The following is a 19,165-nucleotide window of genomic DNA, read 5'->3' as shown; positions in this document are numbered from 1 at the left end:
GGGAACACACGCTAATGAGCAAGAAAATCAACAAGGTCGTGCTTGCCTATTCAGGCGGGCTGGACACCTCGGTCATCCTGAAGTGGTTGCAGGCCACCTATGATTGCGAGGTGGTCACATTCACCGCCGATCTGGGCCAGGGCGACGAGCTGGAGCCGGCGCGCAAGAAGGCCGAAATGCTGGGCGTGAAGCAGATCTACATCGAGGATCTGCGCGACGAATTCGTGCGCGACTATGTGTTCCCCATGTTCCGCGCCAATGCCGCCTATGAGGGTATCTACCTGCTCGGCACCTCCATCGCCCGACCGCTGATCGCCAAACGGCAGATCGAGATCGCCCGCGAAGTGGGCGCCGATGCCGTGTGCCACGGCGCCACCGGCAAGGGCAACGACCAGGTCCGTTTCGAGTTGGGCTATTACGCGCTGCAGCCCGACATCAAGGTGATCGCGCCGTGGCGTGAATGGGATCTGACCTCGCGGACCACGCTGATCAAGTTCGCCGAGGAAAACCAGATTCCGATCCCGAAGGACAAGAGGGGCGAGGCGCCGTTCTCGGTCGACGCGAACCTGCTGCATATCTCGGCCGAGGGCAAGGCGCTCGAAGACCCGTGGTCCGAGCCCGAGGAATTCGTGTTCTCGCGCACCGTCGCGCCCGAGGATGCGCCCGACAAGCCGACCTATGTGGAAATCGACTTCGAGAAGGGTGACCCGATCGCCATCGACGGCGTCCGGATGGGCCCTGCCGACCTGCTGACCCGGCTCAACGAACTGGGCGGCGCCAACGGGATCGGCCGTCTCGACCTGGTCGAGAATCGCTTCGTCGGCATGAAGAGCCGCGGCATCTACGAGACACCGGGTGGCACCGTGCTGTATGCGGCGCACCGGGGCATCGAAAGCATCACCCTCGACCGCGGCGCGGCGCATCTGAAGGACGAGATGATGCCGCGCTATGCCGAGCTGATCTATAACGGTTTCTGGTTCAGCCCCGAGCGGCGCATGCTTCAGGCGCTGATCGACGAGAGCCAGGAAAAGGTCTCAGGCACCGTGCGGCTGAAGCTGTACAAGGGCAGCGCGACGGTGGTGGGCCGCAAGTCGCCCAACACGCTCTATTCGCTGCAGCATGTGACCTTCGAGGAAGACGCCGTCTACGACCAGCGCGACGCCGAAGGCTTCATCAAGCTGAACGCCCTGCGGCTGCGCCTGCTGGGGCAGCGCGACCAGAAATAAAAACTCGCCGGTTCTGCGAGCGTAGCGAAGCAACCCGGCCAGGCCACCGCACAGCCGTCAACGAGACGGCTGGATCGCGTCGCTATGCTCGCGAAGTTGGGCTCGGGCGATGGTCTAAACCTTTGGCTCCTCGACCCCTGCCTGCCGGCAGGCCGCGATCACCGTGTTGTGCAGCAAGGTCGCGATGGTCATGGGGCCGACGCCGCCGGGCACCGGCGTGATCGCCGCCGCCCGGTCCTTCGCCTCGGCAAAGCACACGTCACCCACCACGCGGGTGCCGCCGCCATCCTTGGGGATGCGGTTGATGCCCACGTCGATGACCACGGCGCCGTGCTTGATCCAGCCGCCGCGCACCATGTCCGGCTTGCCGACGGCGGCGACGACGATGTCGGCGCGGCGGCATTCGGCCGGCAGGTCGTCGGTGCGGGAATGGGCCATGGTGACCGTGGCGTTGGCGCGCAGCAGCATCTGGGCGATGGGCTTGCCCACCAGGTTGGAGCGGCCGAGCACGATGGCGCGCTTGCCCGACAGGTCGGCGCCCAGCTGGTCCTCGATCAGCATCATGCAGCCCGACGGCGTGCACGGGAACAGGCCCGGCAGGCCGCTCGCCAGCCGGCCGGCGTTGATCACATGCAGGCCGTCGACATCCTTGTCCGGGTCGATGGCCTGGGTGACCGGCTGCTCGACCAGCGGTTTGGGCAGCGGCAGCTGCACCAGGATGCCGTGGACGCGGGAATCGGCGTTCAGCTCGCGCACCAGGCCCAGCAGCGCGTCCTGGGTGATGTCGGCCGGCCGCTTGAACTCGAACGAGTTCATGCCGGCCTCGGTGGTCTGGGTGTGCTTGTTGCGCACATAGATCTCGCTGGCCGGGTCGGCGCCCACCAGCACCACCGCGAGGCCCGGCGTCAGGCCGTGGTCCGCCTTGAGTGCCGCCACCTGCCGCGCCACCTTGCCGCGAAGATTCGCCGCGAACGCCTTGCCGTCGATGATCGCCGCTTCAGACACCCAGCTCTCCTGTCAGTTTTTCCAGCAGGACGGCGATCTCGGCGGGGTCGCCGCGCACCAGTACGTCCTTGTTCCGCGATGTCGTGCCGCCAACCACTTCGACCCGCCCGCCGGCGACGCCCAGCGCCCTGGCGAGCAGTTTCTCCAGCGACGCGTTGGCCTTGCCCTTCTCGGGCACGGCGGTGACCTTGACCGCCAGCGCCCGGCCGCCCGCCGCCTCGTCCCGCAGGCCTTCGATGACATTCCGCGACGCCTTGGGCGTCAGCCGCACGGGCACGACCACCCCATCGGCTGTCGCCCGGCCGATCACATGAACATCGGCAGGATGTCCTGCAGCAGCAGCGTCTGGATCACCCAGATGATGATGATCAGCACCATCGGCGAGAAGTCGATGCCGCCCGCGGTGGGCAGGAAGCGCCGGATCGGCCGCAGCAGGGGCGTGAAGAGCGCCTCCAGCGAGCGCATCACGCTCGACACGAAGGGGTTGCGCGCGTTGACCACGTTGAATGCAATCAGCAGGCCCAGCACCGCCCAGATGATGAGCATCCAGATCAGGAGCTGGCCGGCCAGATAGATGAGCTGCGCAAGTGCGTTCATGGAATTCCCGCCTGTTGTGAGGCTGGTTTAATATGGGCTTGGGTCTGCGCGCAAGTAGGGTTGTTCACCCGGCGCCGCGCATCTGCCGAAAGCGCGTGGACGGCTCTTGACTTTAGGGGCGCGCCGTCACAAGGTGCGCGCCGTTTCGTCGGAGGGGCCGTAGCTCAGTTGGGAGAGCGTCGCGTTCGCAATGCGAAGGTCAGCGGTTCGATCCCGCTCGGCTCCACCAGAAACACTTCCCTGAAATCAATGGGTCATTCCGGACAGAATTGATTGTCTGGAGCGGCGGACAAATTGGCCGGCACGATCCGGACACAGCGCCGCAGAATTTTCTTTTTGCCAAGTTCCAAAAAGGACGCCTTGTCGCCGTCCGGGCATTCCGCAGCCGCCTTTCTGAGTTGATGAGCCAGCGCGGTGTTTTGCCTGCGGCCTCTCCTGCGCCTTGGTCTGGCGGTCCAAAATCACCTACGGTGGCACTTCCGCGCGCCGTCTATTGAGCGCGGGGGCTTCAATCGGGCGCAGCTTTGCGCAGGCAGGACAATTGACCGACTCAAGAAGCAAACTCGCCGCGTCTTCCCCCGAGCGCCGCCGCGGCATGCTGTCACACTTTGCCCGGCGCATGCTGGGCGATGTCGGCGCTGTTTTCCTTGTCTCCATGATCGTGATCCTGGGTTTTGCCGCCCTTGCGGCGTTGGTGCCGGTGTCTGTCGCCGCGGTTTCAAGTCGGCTTCTCGATGTCACGGCCCACAATTTCGGGTGGCTCTATCTTTTCGTGACCAGTGGCTTCGCCTGCTTTGCGATCTTTCTTGCCGTCTCCAGGTTCGGGACCATCCGGTTCGGCCCCGACCACGAGCCGCCGGAATTCTCGTATACCGCATGGCTGGGCATGATCTTCTCGGCGGGCATGGGCGTGGGCCTTGTGTTCTGGGGGGTGGCCGAGCCTCTGACCCATTTCAACGAGCCGCCCCTCGGGATCGGCACGCCCCGCTCTTTCGAGGCGGCGCAGACGGGGATGCGATATTCGTTCTTCCACTGGGGCATTCATCAGTGGGCAAACTTTGCCATCGTCGGCCTTTCCATTGCCTATGTGCGGTTCCGGCACAACAGCCGCGGCCTGATCAGCGAGACCTTCAGACCCCTCATCGGCAGTGGCGTCGATGGGACCTGGGGCAAGGCGATCGACATCCTGACCGTGGTCTCGACGGTTTTCGGGGTTGCGACCACCCTCGGACTCGGGGCCCTGCAGCTGAACAGCGGGGTCGTCCGGTTTCTGGATGTGGACTATGGCTATTCCACCCAGCTCGCCATCATCCTCGGGCTGGGCCTTGTGTTCCTCGTTACGGCGGTGACGCCGCTGGAAAAAGGCATCCGTTACGTCAGCAACGCCAACATGGCGATCGCGGCGGCGTTGCTGGTTGCGGTCGCCGTTCTCGGCCCGACCTCATTCATTTTCGGCGTGCTCACCCAGACGCTGGGTGAGTATCTGGGAAACATCGTCGAAATGAGCCTGGTGACGTCACCATATTCCGGCGGCCAATGGGTCGAGCAGTGGACCATGTTCTATTGGGCGTGGGGACTCAGCTGGGCGCCATTCGTGGGCAGCTTCATCGCCCGTATCTCGCGAGGACGGACCATCCGGGAGTTCGTGCTGGGCGTGATGATCGTCCCCGTCGCGCTCAGCATGCTCTGGTTCTCGGTCTTCGGCGGGTCGGCTGTGTATTTCGAGCTGTTCAAGCAGGCCGGTATCGCCGACGCCGTGGCCAATGAGGCGCCGAGCGGCCTCTACGTCCTGCTCGACCAATTGCCGGCCAGCCGGATGCTGGTCGCCGGTACGGTCCTGCTGGTCGCCATGTTTGTCATGACGTCGGCCAATTCGGCGACCTTCATCCTGGGCATGTTCACTTCCAAGGGCGTGCTGAACCCGACGCGTTTCGTGCGTGTCTTCTGGGGGGTGATGATCCTCGTTCTCGCCGCCGCGCTGCTCTTCAGCGGCGGGCTGGGCGGCTTGCAGACCATCTCGATTATCACCGCGTTTCCGTTCATGCTGCTGATGATCCTGATCGCGTTTTCCCTCTACCGGGACCTGTCCAAGGAATTCGCCATACGCGACGAAAGTGCCCGTGTGCTCAACGCGCGCATCGAGCAGTTCTTTTTGCGAGAACCCGAACGTGAGGCGGCGCGCGAAGCCGAGGAGGAGGTCCACCCGACCGCGCCCGAGGCAGACATGCCCGATCCAAAAAGCGACCCGACGCAGGGGATCTCGCGCTGAATGTGCGAATCCTCCCGCTACGGGCGCCGGCGATCAGTCGCTGCCAAGTTCCTTCGACGATTCGGTGATGTTGCGGAGAACGCGCGCCTCGGCTTCGTCAAAGTTCGGGTGCGATGTGGCGACGACATCGCCGGCCGGTGAAATGGTCACGGCCAGATAGGGAAGCCCTGGTTCCGGCGGCCCATAGACCGCCCTGATTGCTGTCGCACTGCTCATGGTCGCTCTCCTGATGTTCGGATGGGACGGACTGCGCCGGCCGGGCTGGATTTCCGCGGGTGGCGGGCCTTACTGGATGGCGTGCACATGCACGTCCTTGCCGGAATGTTTCTCGAGGATGCCGACGGCCCGCTTTTCGCGATCCGCATCCCAGGTTCTGACCCAAAGCAGCAGTCCGCCATGATCCAGCTGTTCCTGCAGATATTGGGCATGATGTTCGCCGACCACCACGGCAAGCACCGTACCGATGGCGCCGCCAGCGCCGCCCATGAGTGCTGCACCGGCGATGACCGCCGCCAGCGTGCCGCCGGTGGCCACGATCGCGCCCGCACCGGCAACGGCACCGACATACAGCAGGGCGCTGACCAGCGCGCCCTCAGCGGCGCCGACCGATTCCGGGTTCACATAAAAGGCGCGGGGAACGGTCTCGTCGTCTTCAAGCTGGGCAACCCTGCGATAGGTATGGCCAAGCTTCTCCTCGACCGCGTGCTCGCCCGCCAGCAGGCTGAGCTCGGCCCGGTCGAAGCCTGACGTGAGCAGCTCGTCGATGGCACTCTGAAGCGACTCGAATGTGGTGAACACGCCTACCGCTTCCCGAATTGGTTCCACCGGCTGTTCGGGCATCATCTGACTCCTTTTGAATGACTTCATTGTATCGCGCATCCGGAGGGATCGGCCATTGAGACAGATCAATCCGTGGCCGGCTGACCCGGCGCCGGTGGAACCGCAGGCCCCAGCGGCGGCGGCGACTTCTCCAAGAAACGTCCGGTCGGACCGGGCACGGCGTCCCGGCCGGCAAGGCGCTATCCGACCGGCCAGCGCAACGCCAGGTTCTTCATGGTCCGGAGTTGGCCGCTCTCGTAGACAGGCGGTGATCCCGGGACCAACTCGAACGCCGGGATGCGGCGCAGGAATTCCTCCACCGTCACCTTGATCTCAAGCCGCGCGAGATGCTCGCCCAGGCAGCGGTGCGGGCCGACGCCGAAGGTGGTGTGGACGATCTGGCTGCGCTTCGGATCGAAGGTGCCGGGGGCATCGCAAGCCGCCGGATCGCGGCTGGCGGCGGCGAAGTTCAGCGCCACCCGATCGCCCGGCTTCAAAACCACGCCAGCCACCTCTGTGTCGGCGCGCACGGTGCGCGCGGCGGCCACCACGGGCGGATAGAGCCGAATGACCTCCTCGACAACTGCGTCGATCAGACCCGGATCGGCCCGCAGCATATCGCGGGTTTCGGGATGGGTCGCAAGGTGATGGATGGCGCCCGACATGACATGCGTCGTCGTCGCCAGCCCGCCGAACACCACGTCGAGGATAATATAGACCTTGTCCTCCCACGGACACGGCGCGCCGTCCTTGTCCACGCCCGCGACGATCAGGTCGACAAGGTCGCCCTGGGGCGGTTGTGCGCTGCGGTCGCGGAGGAAGGCCTCGAGATAGGCGTGGACCCGGGCAAATGCCGGTCCGCGCTCCTCGACAGGGCCGAACGAGAAGGTGTCGATGTCCTGGAACAGCACCGGCAGGTCGGCCACCGGCACCGGCAGGATGCGCTCGAACAGGATGCGGCCCGGCAGGATGGCCGCGTAGTCGGCGATGAACTCGCACGCGCCCCTGGGCGCCAAGGCCTCGATCAACTCGCGGGCGCAAGCCCGGGCGAAGTCCTCCAGGCCGCCGACCTTGCCGCGGCTGAAAAAGGGGTTCAGCACGTGACGCCAGGTGTTGTGATAGGGCGGGTCGGAATCCTCGGGCAGGATGGGGATCGAGCCTTCGGGTGCGTTCAGCATCCAGCCATCGGCGCTGGAGAAGGTGCGCCAGTCGCGGGCGCAGCGGTACACATCCTCGTAGCGATTGATCACGAAATAGCCGCTGCCATCGCGGCTGCGGGCAACTGGGCAGCCGTCCAGCAAGTCGTCGAGCGTTTCCTCGAAGTGCTCGTCGAACAGCGGGTCCTCGATGTGGAAGTCCGTGTAAAGACGCCGCGCCACTTCCGAATCGGTCATGCTCTGGTCCTCCGGCATCGAGACTAACCGAGAGTTCCCGACGATTCGACTGCATATGGCGCTGGCGTTCCGGCGCATTGGATCCGGCCACAGATATTGTGGCCGCGCCAATCCGCGCATTCAGCTGCTTTCCGGCGGGCTCCCGCAGGAACCATCCGCGCCGGGCGAGGTTTTTCACGCGGCCAGACCAGTGGAGACACATGCATGGGGACCGACAGCGGATTTGGGCCGCCCGACGAGCGCACGGTGCATCTGTGCATCGACATGCAGCGCCTGTTCGCGCCGGGCGGGCCATGGGCCGCGCCCTGGATGGACTCGGTGTTGCCAGTCGCCGCCGGGATCGCGCAGCGCAGTCCCGAGCGCACCGTGTTCACCCGGTTCATACCGCCGCTCGAACCCGAGGATATGCCCGGAGCCTGGCAACATTATTACCGGCGTTGGCGCCATATCACCCGCGACCGGCTGCCGGCCCGCATGCTTGATCTGGCGCCTCCCCTCGACCGGTACGTGCCGCCCGCCGCAATCGTCGACAAGGCAACCTACTCGGCGTTCGGCACTCCGGCGCTGGACCGGCTGTTGCAGGCCAAGAACGTGGATGGCCTGATCGTGACCGGTGCCGAGACCGATTCCTGCGTGCTCGCGACCGTGCTGGGCGCGGTCGACCGGGGGTACCGGGTCTATCTGGTGACCGATGCGGTGTGCAGCTCTTCCGACGAGGGGCACGATGCGCTGATGGGCCTCTATCGCCGGCGGTACAGCCAGCAGATCCAGACCCTGAGCGCAGCGGAAGTGATCGAATCCTGGCGCCTCTAGCGGCTCGTGACGGGAAGGCGCCCGGCAGCGTGCCGGGCAGGCAGGTTTTCGCGGGCAGAAGCGAGGGCGTGTCGCGGCAAATTTTTCTCTGGAAAAGCGCGGCTGGCGGGCGCCATGCTTGGGACCGCCAGAAACCGGGAGAGCCTCATGTCATCACCGCTTTATCTGCACGTCACCCTGAAGGTCCGCATGGACGGTTACCACCGCTTCTGCGAAGGCATGGCCAAACAGGTGCCGATCATCGAGAGCTACGGCTGGAAGCTGATCGGTGCGTGGGTAACCACGGTCGGCCGGCTTCACACGGTGATCGACATCTGGGAAATTCCCGATGCGAACGCCTATGCCGAGGTGATGAAGAAGGTTGCCGAGCGTCCCGATTATCCGGCGTTCTGGAAGCTGCTCGAGGAAACGCTCGAGGAAGAAGTGGTCACCATGGTCCAGAAGGTGCCCTACGCACGCTGACGTCGGCCCCGGATCAAATGATCCGCAGCCGCATGGCCTGAGCCACGGCATGGGCGCGGGTCTCGACGCCCAGCTTGGTCTTCAGGTTCGCCACATGGTAGTTCACCGTCCGCTCGGCGATCTGCATGATCTCGGCAATGTCCTCGGTGGACTTGCCGTGGCTCAGCCAGCTCAGGATTTCGACCTCGCGGTCGCTGAGCATCGGCGTGTTGTCGCCGCCGCCGGCCGTCAGTTGGCACCAGGTCTCGTGCGCCTGATTGCACAGCGCCGGCATCAGCATTTCCGCGTGCTCGAAATGTTGCGGGCCCAGCGCCTCGTAGTCGGCCTTGGTCGGCGTCACGGCGAACAGCCCCATGTAATTGGTCTGGTCGCGCACCGGAAAGTGCCAGGCCGGCGAATAGATGCCGAAATCCTTCAATCCGTGGAAAATGTCGCTGGCCCAGGAGCCGTCGTCGTCGATGTCGCTGCGCCGGACGGGCGTGGTCTTGGTGATGACGTAGGCGATGAGCGGGTCGCGGACGGCGACGCTGGTATCCGCCCAGACGCGGCGGATCTCGTCCGGATAGGTCGAGCAGATCATGTACAGCCGCGGCTGGCTGACGTCGATCTGGGAATAGATGTAATGGGAAAAGCCGAGACTCTGGATGACCTTCTGAAAACGGCGGCCCAGCGCGCCTTCGTCGGGCGCCTTGCGCACGAAGTCAATGAGCGAACTGTTCGGCTCAACCCCCTGAATGGGAGCAAGCCTCTCAACGTGAATTTGTCTCAAAATAACCCTCGGTAAACCTGTTGCCGCGCCAAATGCGGCGCGATTAGTCTGAAGCCGCCTGGTAGGTCCTGCGCTGGAAAATGAACAACAATTCTTGATGGTTGGCCATGAAGTCCGATGTTCCCACCTTGAACATGTTCACCAGTTCCCACGCCGACCCATGTTCAACATAGAATTCATCGAGCATTTTTTCCAGCCTGTGCGACTGGTCGTGCAAGGCGCCGCCCGTCGCCGCCACCATGACGCGGTGCTCGATGCGCAGCCTTGGCTGTTCCCTGACCACTGACGTGGGTTTAGCCACCGGCATTCCCTGGGACCCCCGATCTCGTGTTCCGAGCCGCTTTTTACGGCGTTTCCACCCAGGGGATAGGACACGCCAAAATTCGCTTCAGGGGAACTGTAAGAATTTACAGTCTGGGCGTCCGGCCGGGTCCGGCGTGCTACATCGCGCTGATTCCGCCGTCCAGCACCAGCTCCGAGCCGGTCATGAACTTGGATTCCTCGGACGCCAGGTAGACCACGCCCCAGGCCACGTCGTCGGGCTCGCCCACCTTGCCCAGCGGAATCTGGCGGCCGAGCTTTCCGAGGGCTTCTTCGCGACTCATGTTGACGGCAATGTCATCGAGAATCGGCGTGTCCACGAAGGCGGGGTGCACCGAATTGCAGCGGACACCCGGCGCCTTGCGCGCGCAATGCAGCGCCACCGACTTGGTCAGGTGCCGGACCGCCGCCTTGGCGGAATTATAGGCCGGCACATTGTGCCCGGCGACGATGCCGGCGATGGAGGAGATGTTGACGATGGCGCAGCCCCGTTCGGGCGTCGCCGCCGCGCGCAGATACGGCACCGCGTACTTGCAACCCAGGAAAACGCTGTCCAGGTCGATGGCGTGAACCCTTTTCCACTCGGCGAATTCGGCCTGCTCGATGTTCCCCACCGAGCCGATTCCCGCGTTGTTGACCAGCACATGGATCGCGCCGAACCGGTCGGCCGCCGTCTTGAGGACTTCCTGCCAGCGCGTCTCGTCGGTGACGTCGTGCTGCAGGGCAAGGCTGCCGGGAATTTCCGAGGCGATGGCCTCTGCCGCGGCCAGGTTGATGTCGGTCAGCACGACGCTCGCGCCTTCCTGCGCCAGCCGCCGTGCGATAGCCGATCCCAGCCCGCCCGCCGCGCCGGTCACGATTGCCACCTTACCGGCGACCCGGCCAGTTTTCCCGTTCGTCATGTCGATTTCCTTAGTGGGCTTCGTCCCAGTTGTCGCCGACGCCGACGCCGACCGTCAGCGGCACGGACAGATCGACCGCCGGCGAGGCTGCGCCTTCCATCACGGTGCGAACCAGATCGCCTGCGGCATCGATCTCGTTGGCGGGCACCTCGAACACCAGTTCATCGTGCACCTGCAGCAGCATCCTGGTGCGCAGTCCGGCTTTCTCCAGCGCCGCGGGCATGCGCACCATGGCGCGGCGGATGATATCGGCGGCCGAGCCTTGAATCGGCGCATTGATCGACGCGCGCTCGCCGAACTGGCGCAGCGCGGGGTTCTTGTCGTTGATGGATTTGATATGCACCCGGCGGCCGAACAGGGTGGTGACGTAGCCGCGCTCGCGCGCCTGGGCGATGGTCTCGTCCATATAGGCCCTGATGCCCGGGAAGCGCTCGAAATAGCGGGTGATATAGGCCTTGGCCTCGCTTTGCGGGATCGACAGCTGGCGCGCCAGGCCGAAGGGCGAGATGCCGTAGATGATGCCGAAATTGATCGCCTTGGCGCGGCGGCGCTGTTCCGGCGGCATGCCTTCCATGGGAATGCCGAGGACTTCCGACGCGGTCATGGCATGGATGTCGAGGCCGTCTGCAAATGCCTGCTTCAGGGCCGCGATGTCGGCCATGTGCGCCAGGACACGCAGTTCGATCTGGCTGTAGTCGGCCGACATCAGCTTGTGTCGTTCCTTCGGGATGAAGGCCTGGCGAATCTTGCGGCCTTCCGCCGTGCGGATCGGGATGTTCTGCAGGTTGGGCTCGGTCGACGACAGGCGGCCGGTCGTGGTCGAGGCCATGGAAAAGCAGGTGTGAATCCGCTGCGTGACCGGGTCGATCTGCTGCTGCAGGGCGTCGGTATAGGTGCTTTTCAGCTTGGACAGCTGGCGCCAGTCCAGCACGCGGGCGGGCAGGTCGTGGCCTTGCGCCGCCAGGTCCTCGAGCACATCGGCGCCGGTCGAACGGGCGCCGGATTTGCCGGTGCGGGTACTGCCCAGGCTCATCTCGTCGAACAGCAGCTCGCCCAGCTGCTTGGGCGAGCCGATATTGAACTCGCGCCCGGCCAGCCGGTAGATTTCCTTCTCCAAGGAGGCCATGCCGTCGGCGAACTCCCGCGACAGGGTGGCAAGGCGTTCCCGGTCAACCTTGATGCCGTCGCGCTCCATGGCGCCCAGAATCGGCGACAAGGGCCGCTCCAGCGTCTCGTAGACCGTCACCAGATGTTCCGGCACCAGCCGCGGCTTCAGCGCCTGATGCAGCCGGAGCGTGACGTCGGCATCCTCGGCCGCATAGGCGGTGGCGGTGTCGATGGCCACCCGGTCGAAGGTGACCTGGCTCTTGCCGCTGCCCGCCACCTCGGAGAACTTGATGGGCTTGTGGCCCAGATGCAGTTCGGACAACTCGTCCATGCCGTGGCCGTGGGCGCCGCCTTCCAGCACGTAGGAGATCAGCATGGTGTCGTCGATCGGCGCGACCGAGATGCCTTCCTTGGCGAACATCACCGCATCGTACTTGATGTTCTGGCCAATCTTCAGCACGCCCGGATCCTCGAGCAACGGCTTCAGCCGGTCGAGCACCGCCTGCTTGGGCAGCTGCTCCGGCCGGTCGCCGTCCAGATCCAGCGTGCCCGCGCCGCCCGAGCCGGTGTGACCGACCGGAATGTAGCAGGCCTTGCCGGGCTGGATGGCGAGCGAGACGCCGACCAGGCTGGCCAGCATGGGCTGCACCGATGTGGTCTCGGTATCGACCGCGACAAATCCCTGGTCCGCTGCCGACTCGATCCACATGTCGAGCGCCTCGAGGCTCAGGATGGTGTCGTAGCCGGTGGTCTCGATCTTCTGCCGGGGGTGCGCCGGCATGGGGCCGGACGCCGCCGAGCCGCCGCCGGCACGCGCCCCCAGCTTGGTGGCCAGGCCGCGGAAGCCATTGGCCTCGACGAAGGCGACCGCCCTTGCATAGTCGATGGGCCGCACCTTGATGTCGTCGATGCCCTCGGGTATCGGCACCCGGTCGTCGAGGCGCACCAGATCGCGGCTGATGCGGGCCTGGTCGGCGAAGGCGATCAGGGATTCGCGGCGCTTCGGCTGCTTGATCTCGCCGGCCCGGGCCAGCAGCGTATCCAGATCGCCATATTCGGTGATGAGCTGGGCGGCGGTCTTGACGCCGATGCCGGGAACGCCGGGCACGTTGTCGACGGAATCGCCGGCCAGCGACTGCACGTCGACCACCTTCTCGGGCGCCACGCCGAACTTCTCGAACACTTCGGGAATGCCCAGCCGCTTGTTCTTCATGGTGTCGAGCAGCATCACGCTGTCGTCGACCAACTGCATCAGGTCCTTGTCCGACGAGACGATGATCACCGTGGCGCCCCGTTCGCGGGCCTGCCGGGCATAGGTGGCGATGATGTCGTCGGCTTCGTAGTTTTCCAGCTCGATGCAGGGCACGTCGAAGGCGCGGACCGCGTCGCGGATCAATGCGAATTGCGGGACAAGGTCCTCGGGCGGCTCGGGCCGGTTGGCCTTGTAGGCCGGATAAAGTTCGTTGCGGAAGGTGATCTTGCCGGCATCGAAAATCACCGCCAGATGGGTCGGCGCCTCGGCGCCGCTGTCTTCCAGCAGCTTGTACAGCATGTTGCAGAAGCCATAGACCGCGCCCACCGGCGTGCCGTCTGACGGCCGCGAAAGCGGCGGCAGGGCGTGGTAGGCCCGGAAGATGTAGCCGGACCCGTCGATCAGGAAGATGTGCTCGCGTTCGCTCATGGGGCCGCATCATGCCGAGCCGGACACGCCGAGGCCAGCCCTTCGTGCGGCTGGCGGATGAACGCGGCTGCGCACAGCGGCTTCAGACCTGTTAGATCAGAAGAAGTATGCTTGACGTACATAATACATATCCGCAATATCAAAGGGTTGTGGTGTTCAGGAGGCGATATGTCAAAGGCGCCCGTCCATCCCGGCCAGTATCTTGCCGATGCGTTGCAGGACATCGGGGTGACGCCGACCGAGTTGGCGCGGCAGATCGACGTACCCGCCAACCGACTCTCGGAGATCATCCGCGGCCGACGCTCGATCACCGGCGATACCGCCCTGCGGCTCAGCCACTGGCTGGGCACGACGCCGCAATTCTGGATGAATCTTCAATCCGCCCACGACCTCCGTGTAGCCGCGCTTCGGGCGGGCGAGGCGATCGGCAAATTGCCGCGCCGGGGAGATGAAGGGGCGTGAAAGCCTAGTGGCTGCCGTCGCCGTCGAGAATGAACAGCCGGTCGCAATAGGGACACTCTACCCGGCCGGTCTCGTCCATGTGGAGGTAGACGCGGGGATGGCCCAGCGCGCCGTCGCCGCCGTCGCAGACGACCTCGATCGTATGGGTGTGGATGACTTCTGGCGCCTCGGGCGCGGGTGCTGCGGAATTCGGCACAGTGATTGTTCGCTTTTTATGACGCCAGGGTCGTTGAGGTTTGCCTGAGCGGATGATACGGATTGCCGCTCGCACTTCAACCGATAGTGCGCGCCACACAACAGGCATGCAGGAAATCCGTCGCCCCATGATCGCGCCCGATAACGCCATCGAGATCCGGGGACTGCGGAAGCAGTATCGCGGCGGCAAGGGTTTCAGTCCGCACGAGGCGCTGAAAGGCATCGACCTCGACATTCCGCGCGGCTCGTTTTTCGGTCTGCTGGGCCCCAACGGCGCCGGCAAGTCCACCCTGATCAACATCCTCGCCGGACTGGTCAACAAGACCGAGGGCGAGGTTCGGGTGTGGGGTTACGACATCGACAAGCATCCGCGCGGCGCCCGCGCCAGCATCGGCGTCGTGCCGCAGGAGATCAGCTTCGACGCGTTCTTCACGCCGTTCGAGGCGCTGGAGTTGCAAGCCGGCCTCTACGGCGTGCCCAAGTCCGAGCGCCGCACCATGGAAATCCTCGCGGCCATGCACCTGACCGACAAGGCCAACGCCTATGCCCGCGCCCTGTCGGGCGGCATGAAGCGCCGGCTGCTGGTGGCCAAGGCCATGGTGCACAGCCCGCCGATCCTGGTGCTCGACGAGCCCACCGCCGGTGTCGACATCGAGCTTCGCCAGCAGCTCTGGGAGCATATCGAGGCACTGAAGAGCGGCGGCGTCACCATCATGCTGACCACTCATTACCTCGAAGAGGCCGAGCGTCTCTGCGACCGCATCGCCATCATCGACAAGGGCGCGGTGGTCGCCAACGAGCCGACCCAGACCCTGCTGCAGCGGATCGACGAGCGCGAGCTGGTGTTGCGTCTCGATCGTCCGGTGACGGGCGTTCCGGAGGGGCTGCTCGGTTTCCAGACGAAAACGCTGGCCGACAACGAGCTGTGCGTGCGCTACTCGGCCAGCCTGCACAAGGTGGACGAGGTGCTCGGCGCGGTGCATGGCGCCGGTTATTCCATCCTCGACCTCACCATGCGCGAGGCTGATCTCGAGGACATCTTCATCAGTCTGACCAGCCGGAAATAACATGGCCAACGATGCCGTTTTCGATGTTCTGGTGATCGGCAGCGGCGCGGCCGGCCTGACCCTGGCGCTGTGCGTGGCGGACCATTGCAAGGTGGGCGTCGTCTCGAAGGCCGGGATCGATTCGGGCAGCACCAACTGGGCGCAGGGCGGCATCGCCGCCGTGCTCAGCGCCACCGACACGTTCGATTCCCATGTGCAGGACACCGAGATCGCCGGCGCCGGACTGTGCGATCCGGACGCCGTCCGCTTCACCGTCGAGGAAGGTCCCGCCGCCATCCAGTGGCTGCTCGATCAGGGCGTGCTGTTCGACACCACCAAACGTGGCCCCTGGCACCTGACCCGCGAGGGCGGCCACAGCCACCGCCGGGTCATCCATAACAAGGATGCCACCGGCAAGGCGGTGCAGCGGACGCTGGACGAACAGGCCAAGCTCCATCCCAACATCACCGTGCTGGAGGATTACGTCGCCGTCGACCTGATCAACCGGGACGCGTCGGGCGAGCGCGGCCCCTGTCAGGGCGCCTATCTGTACGACCAGACGGAATCGCGGGTGAAGACCTTCGGCGCCAAGGCGACGGTCATCGCCACCGGCGGCGCCAGCCGCGTGTATCTCTATACCTCGAACCCGGACGGCTCGACCGGCGACGGCATTGCGATGGCCTGGCGCGCCGGCTGCCGGGTGGCGAACATGGAGTTCAATCAGTTCCATCCGACCTGCCTCTACCATCCCGAGGCGCGGACCTTCCTGATTACCGAGGCGGTGCGCGGCGAAGGCGGCAAGCTGCTGTTGCCGAGCGGCGAGCGGTTCATGAAACGATTCGATCCCCGCGGCGAGTTGGCGCCCCGCGACATCGTCGCCCGCGCCATCGATCACGAGATGAAGCGGCTGGGTCTCGAATGCGTCTATCTCGACATCAGCCACAAGAAGAAGAGCTTCATCAAGGAGCACTTCCCGAACATCTACAAGCAGTGCAAGAAATACGGCATCGACATCTCCAAGGAACCGATCCCGGTGGTGCCGGCCGCACATCATACCTGTGGCGGCGTCATGGTCGACCGGCACGGCCAAACCGACGTGGAGGGGCTGTATTGCATCGGCGAGGCGTCTTATACCGGCCTGCACGGAGCCAATCGCCTGGCCAGCAACTCGCTGCTGGAATGTGTCGTCTATGCGACCAGCGCCGCCCAGGACATCCTGGAAAAGCTGGAGAGCCTGCCGCCGCCGCCCGACCTGAAGCCGTGGGATGAAAGCCGCGTGACCAATTCCGACGAAGAGGTCGTCGTGTCCCATAACTGGGACGAGCTGCGCCGCACCATGTGGAACTATGTCGGCATCGTGCGCACCGACAAACGCCTGCGCCGCGCCCAGCGCCGCATCGACCTGCTGCGCGCCGAGGCCCAGGAATATTACGGCAATTTCCGGGTCACCTCCGATCTGCTGGAGCTGCGCAACCTGGTGACCGTGGCCGACCTCATCGTCAAGTCGGCGGCCTCGCGCAGGGAAAGCCGGGGTCTGCATTATACGCTCGACTATCCGGATACATTGCCGGAAGCGGTGCCGACCGTGCTGGCGCCGGCCTGATCATGTCGCGGGTCGCCTACGTCAACGGCCGCTATGTGCCCTATGCCCACGCGGCGATCCATGTGGACGACCGGGCGGTACAGTTCGCCGACGCGGCCTATGAGGTGATCGCGGTCATCGGCGGCCGGATCGCCGACCTGGAGCCGCATCTCGACCGGCTCGACCGGTCGCTCGCCGAGTTGCGCATCGAAGGCCAACCGGGCCGCGCGGCGCTGATGGTGATCGCGAACCAGATGCTGCGCCGGAACCGCCTGCAATACGGCCTGCTTTACGTTCAGGTGGGACGGGGCGCACCCGGCCTGCGCCATTCGCCGCGCGACAGCGCCTTTCCCCTGAACGTGAAGCCTTCGGTGATCATGACCTGCCGCCCGCTGGATTTTTCCAGGGTCGCGGCCCGGGCGGCGTCGGGCGTCGCCGTCGCGACCATGCCGGACCAGCGCTGGGGCCGGGTCGACATCAAGGCCGTGTCGCTGCTGCCCAATGCGCTGGCCAAGCAGGCGGCCCGCGAATCCGGCGCGTTCGAGGCATGGATGGTCGGCGCGGACGGCAAGGTGACCGAAGGCGCGTCCACCAATGCCTGGATCGTCGAGGCGGATGGAACGATTGTCACCCGGCCGCTGTCCAACAACATCCTGGCCGGCATCACCCGGCAGGTGGTGATCGTCCAGGCGCGGGATGCGGGCCTGAAGGTTGACGAGCGCGCCTTCACCGTGGCCGAGGCACAGGCCGCGAAGGAGGCGTTTTTCACCAGCACCACCGGCGGCCCGATCCCGGTGGTGACCATCGACGGCAAACCGGTGGCGAACGGCGCGCCGGGCGAGATCACTGAAAAACTGGTTGGCCTCTACCGGCGGCACCTGGCGTCGTTCGCGGCCGACCCGGAGGCGGCGTTCCAGACGCTGGGCGGTTGATGGCACACGAACTCCACGGCAAGGCTACCTGGATCTTCGATCTGGACAACACGCTCTATCCGGCGGCCTGCGACCTGTTCGCCCAGATCGACGTGAAGATGGGCGCCTATATCTCCAGGCTCCTCAGCGTTGACCTGATCGAGGCGCGCCGGGTGCAGAAGGACTACTTCATGCAGTACGGCACCACGCTCGCCGGCCTGATGCGCCATCACGACATCGATCCGCATGATTACCTCGACTATGTGCACGACATCGACGTCAGCGTTGTCATGCCCGACGAGCGCATGGCGAAGGCGCTGGCGGTGCTGCCGGGGCGCAAGATCGTCTACACCAACGGCTCGGCCGGGCACGCGGCGCGGGTCATGGAACGGCTGGGGATCACCCACCTGTTCGAGGGCACCTTCGACGTGCTCGCCTCGGATTTCATCCCGAAGCCCGATCCCGGTGCGTTCACCGCCTTGATCGAGGCCTATGCCATCGACCCGGACGACGCGGTGATGGTCGAGGATCTGGCCAAGAACCTGATCCCGGCCCACGACCTGGGCATTACAACGGTCTGGGTGCCGACCGCCTCCGAATGGTCGCGCGCGGGCGCCGACGGCGGCTTCATCGATTATGTGGCCGACGACCTGTCCGCCTGGCTGGCCGAGGTGGCCGGTCTAGCCGATTGACACGACCTCCGGCGCGGCTATGGTCTCCGCGCCTCAAGATTTAAGGATAAAACCATGAGCCTGACGAGCCTGGAGCCCATCATCGACCGCGCCTGGGACGAGCGCGACGGGATTTCCCTGACCACCACCGGCGAAGTGCGCGACGCGGTCGATTCGGCGCTCGATGCGCTCGACGCCGGCAAGGCGCGCGTGGCCGAGAAGGCCGATGGCGGCTGGGTGGTCAACCAGTGGCTGAAGAAGGCGGTGCTGCTGTCGTTCCGGCTCAACGACATGGAGCCGATCATGGGCGGCCCGGGCAACCACGCCCGCTGGTTCGACAAGGTGCCGTCCAAGTTCGAGGGCTGGACCGGCGAGCATTTCCGCGCTGCCGGTTTCCGCGCCGTGCCCGGCTGCTTCGTGCGCCGCTCGGCCTATATCGCGCCCGGCGCGGTGCTGATGCCCAGCTTCGTCAATCTGGGCGCCCATGTGGGCGAAAACACCATGGTCGATACCTGGGCGACGGTCGGTTCCTGCGCCCAGATCGGCAAGAACTGTCACATCTCCGGCGGCGCCGGCATCGGCGGCGTGCTCGAGCCGCTGCAGGCCGACCCGGTCCGCATCGAGGACCACGTGTTCATCGGCGCCCGCTCGGAAGTCGCCGAAGGCGTCATCGTCGAGGAAGGCTCGGTGCTGTCCATGGGCGTTTATATCGGCGCCAGCACCAAGATCGTCGACCGGGAGACCGGCGAGGTGTTCTTTGGCCGCGTGCCCGCCTATTCGGTGGTGGTGCCGGGAACACTTCCCGGCAAGGCCCTGCCCGACGGCTCGCCCGGCCCGAGCCTCTATTGCGCGGTGATCGTGAAGCGGGTCGACGCGAAGACGCGGTCGAAGACCTCGATCAACGAACTTCTGCGGACTTAACCGCCTCTCTCT

The 19,165-nt window shown here is 65.1% G+C and carries 21 protein-coding genes and 1 tRNA gene; 11 read left to right on the top strand and 11 right to left on the bottom strand.

Going from position 1 to position 19,165, the window contains the following annotated elements; translation table 11 throughout:
* Positions 1–14: 14 nt before the first annotated feature.
* Positions 15–1,226 carry an argininosuccinate synthase gene (locus WJU21_RS08550; protein WP_346322987.1) on the top strand — a complete coding sequence of 404 codons (1,212 nt, stop codon included), beginning with the start codon at positions 15–17 and terminating at the stop codon, positions 1,224–1,226.
* A gap of 114 nt (positions 1,227–1,340) precedes the next feature.
* Here the strand turns inward: WJU21_RS08550 and folD are convergent, their stop codons facing one another.
* Genes folD through WJU21_RS08535 form a run of 3 tightly spaced genes read right to left on the bottom strand, consistent with a single transcriptional unit; the run spans position 1,341 to position 2,828 of the window.
* Positions 1,341–2,231, bottom strand: a complete 891-nt coding sequence (gene folD, locus WJU21_RS08545) for a bifunctional methylenetetrahydrofolate dehydrogenase/methenyltetrahydrofolate cyclohydrolase FolD (RefSeq protein ID WP_346322986.1) — start codon at positions 2,229–2,231, stop codon at positions 1,341–1,343.
* On the bottom strand, positions 2,224–2,508 hold the full coding sequence (locus WJU21_RS08540; protein WP_346322985.1) for a DUF167 family protein: 285 nt from the start codon (positions 2,506–2,508) through the stop codon (positions 2,224–2,226). The genes folD and WJU21_RS08540 overlap by 8 nt, the downstream gene beginning before the upstream one ends.
* A gap of 29 nt (positions 2,509–2,537) precedes the next feature.
* Positions 2,538–2,828, bottom strand: a complete 291-nt coding sequence (locus tag WJU21_RS08535; protein ID WP_346322984.1) for a YggT family protein — start codon at positions 2,826–2,828, stop codon at positions 2,538–2,540.
* 153 nt (positions 2,829–2,981) lie between these two features.
* Between WJU21_RS08535 and WJU21_RS08530 the strand changes: the two genes are divergently transcribed.
* Both WJU21_RS08530 and WJU21_RS08525 read left to right on the top strand, forming a co-directional pair.
* Positions 2,982–3,057, top strand: a tRNA-Ala gene (locus WJU21_RS08530).
* Between the two features lie 312 nt (positions 3,058–3,369).
* Entirely contained in the window at positions 3,370–5,097 is a 1,728-nt protein-coding gene (locus WJU21_RS08525) for a BCCT family transporter (RefSeq protein ID WP_346322983.1), read from the top strand.
* Positions 5,098–5,130: 33 nt separating this feature from the next.
* Here the strand turns inward: WJU21_RS08525 and WJU21_RS08520 are convergent, their stop codons facing one another.
* From WJU21_RS08520 to WJU21_RS08510, 3 genes are all read right to left on the bottom strand, one after another.
* On the bottom strand, positions 5,131–5,313 hold the full coding sequence (locus tag WJU21_RS08520) for a hypothetical protein (RefSeq protein WP_346322982.1): 183 nt from the start codon (positions 5,311–5,313) through the stop codon (positions 5,131–5,133).
* Between the two features lie 69 nt (positions 5,314–5,382).
* Complete coding sequence (locus WJU21_RS08515; RefSeq protein WP_346322981.1) at positions 5,383–5,937, bottom strand: hypothetical protein; 555 nt, start codon at positions 5,935–5,937, stop codon at positions 5,383–5,385.
* Between the two features lie 179 nt (positions 5,938–6,116).
* Entirely contained in the window at positions 6,117–7,310 is a 1,194-nt protein-coding gene (locus WJU21_RS08510; protein WP_346322980.1) for a cytochrome P450, read from the bottom strand.
* Positions 7,311–7,514: 204 nt separating this feature from the next.
* On the opposite strand from WJU21_RS08510, the gene WJU21_RS08505 reads away from it, so the two are divergent.
* A complete protein-coding gene (locus WJU21_RS08505) occupies positions 7,515–8,123 on the top strand; it encodes a cysteine hydrolase (protein WP_346322979.1) in 609 nt (202 codons plus the stop codon).
* Between the two features lie 147 nt (positions 8,124–8,270).
* On the top strand, positions 8,271–8,585 hold the full coding sequence (locus WJU21_RS08500; protein WP_346322978.1) for an NIPSNAP family protein: 315 nt from the start codon (positions 8,271–8,273) through the stop codon (positions 8,583–8,585).
* A gap of 13 nt (positions 8,586–8,598) precedes the next feature.
* Here the strand turns inward: WJU21_RS08500 and WJU21_RS08495 are convergent, their stop codons facing one another.
* From WJU21_RS08495 to polA, 4 genes are all read right to left on the bottom strand, one after another.
* A complete protein-coding gene (locus WJU21_RS08495; protein ID WP_346322977.1) occupies positions 8,599–9,282 on the bottom strand; it encodes a LuxR C-terminal-related transcriptional regulator in 684 nt (227 codons plus the stop codon).
* A 115-nt stretch (positions 9,283–9,397) separates the two neighbouring features.
* Complete coding sequence (locus WJU21_RS08490) at positions 9,398–9,655, bottom strand: hypothetical protein (protein WP_346322976.1); 258 nt, start codon at positions 9,653–9,655, stop codon at positions 9,398–9,400.
* Between the two features lie 139 nt (positions 9,656–9,794).
* Positions 9,795–10,577, bottom strand: coding sequence for an SDR family oxidoreductase (locus WJU21_RS08485; protein WP_346322975.1), 783 nt, complete (start codon positions 10,575–10,577; stop codon positions 9,795–9,797).
* 10 nt (positions 10,578–10,587) lie between these two features.
* Complete coding sequence (gene polA, locus WJU21_RS08480) at positions 10,588–13,365, bottom strand: DNA polymerase I (RefSeq protein WP_346322974.1); 2,778 nt, start codon at positions 13,363–13,365, stop codon at positions 10,588–10,590.
* A 168-nt stretch (positions 13,366–13,533) separates the two neighbouring features.
* Between polA and WJU21_RS08475 the strand changes: the two genes are divergently transcribed.
* Positions 13,534–13,827 carry a HigA family addiction module antitoxin gene (locus WJU21_RS08475; protein WP_346322973.1) on the top strand — a complete coding sequence of 98 codons (294 nt, stop codon included), beginning with the start codon at positions 13,534–13,536 and terminating at the stop codon, positions 13,825–13,827.
* Between the two features lie 4 nt (positions 13,828–13,831).
* On the opposite strand, the gene WJU21_RS08470 is transcribed toward WJU21_RS08475, so the two are convergent.
* Complete coding sequence (locus WJU21_RS08470) at positions 13,832–14,023, bottom strand: zinc-finger domain-containing protein (protein WP_346322972.1); 192 nt, start codon at positions 14,021–14,023, stop codon at positions 13,832–13,834.
* Between the two features lie 127 nt (positions 14,024–14,150).
* On the opposite strand from WJU21_RS08470, the gene WJU21_RS08465 reads away from it, so the two are divergent.
* The 5 genes from WJU21_RS08465 to dapD are packed head-to-tail and all read left to right on the top strand — an operon-like array spanning position 14,151 to position 19,153.
* Positions 14,151–15,089, top strand: coding sequence for an ABC transporter ATP-binding protein (locus WJU21_RS08465; RefSeq protein WP_346322971.1), 939 nt, complete (start codon positions 14,151–14,153; stop codon positions 15,087–15,089).
* A gap of 1 nt (position 15,090) precedes the next feature.
* Positions 15,091–16,671, top strand: coding sequence for an L-aspartate oxidase (nadB, locus tag WJU21_RS08460; RefSeq protein WP_346322970.1), 1,581 nt, complete (start codon positions 15,091–15,093; stop codon positions 16,669–16,671).
* Positions 16,672–16,673: 2 nt separating this feature from the next.
* A complete protein-coding gene (locus WJU21_RS08455; protein WP_346322969.1) occupies positions 16,674–17,582 on the top strand; it encodes a D-amino-acid transaminase in 909 nt (302 codons plus the stop codon).
* Positions 17,582–18,253: a pyrimidine 5'-nucleotidase gene (locus WJU21_RS08450; RefSeq protein ID WP_346322968.1), complete on the top strand. Its 672-nt coding sequence runs from the start codon at positions 17,582–17,584 to the stop codon at positions 18,251–18,253. The genes WJU21_RS08455 and WJU21_RS08450 overlap by 1 nt, the downstream gene beginning before the upstream one ends.
* Positions 18,254–18,307: 54 nt before the next feature.
* Positions 18,308–19,153 carry a 2,3,4,5-tetrahydropyridine-2,6-dicarboxylate N-succinyltransferase gene (gene dapD, locus WJU21_RS08445; protein ID WP_346322967.1) on the top strand — a complete coding sequence of 282 codons (846 nt, stop codon included), beginning with the start codon at positions 18,308–18,310 and terminating at the stop codon, positions 19,151–19,153.
* Positions 19,154–19,165 lie beyond the last annotated feature (12 nt).

The sequence above is a fragment of the Emcibacter sp. SYSU 3D8 genome (assembly GCF_039655875.1).
GTDB lineage: Bacteria > Pseudomonadota > Alphaproteobacteria > SMXS01 > SMXS01 > RI-34.
The sequence above is the reverse complement of the archived record's forward strand: the minus strand, read 5'-3'. Positions and strand labels throughout refer to the sequence as shown.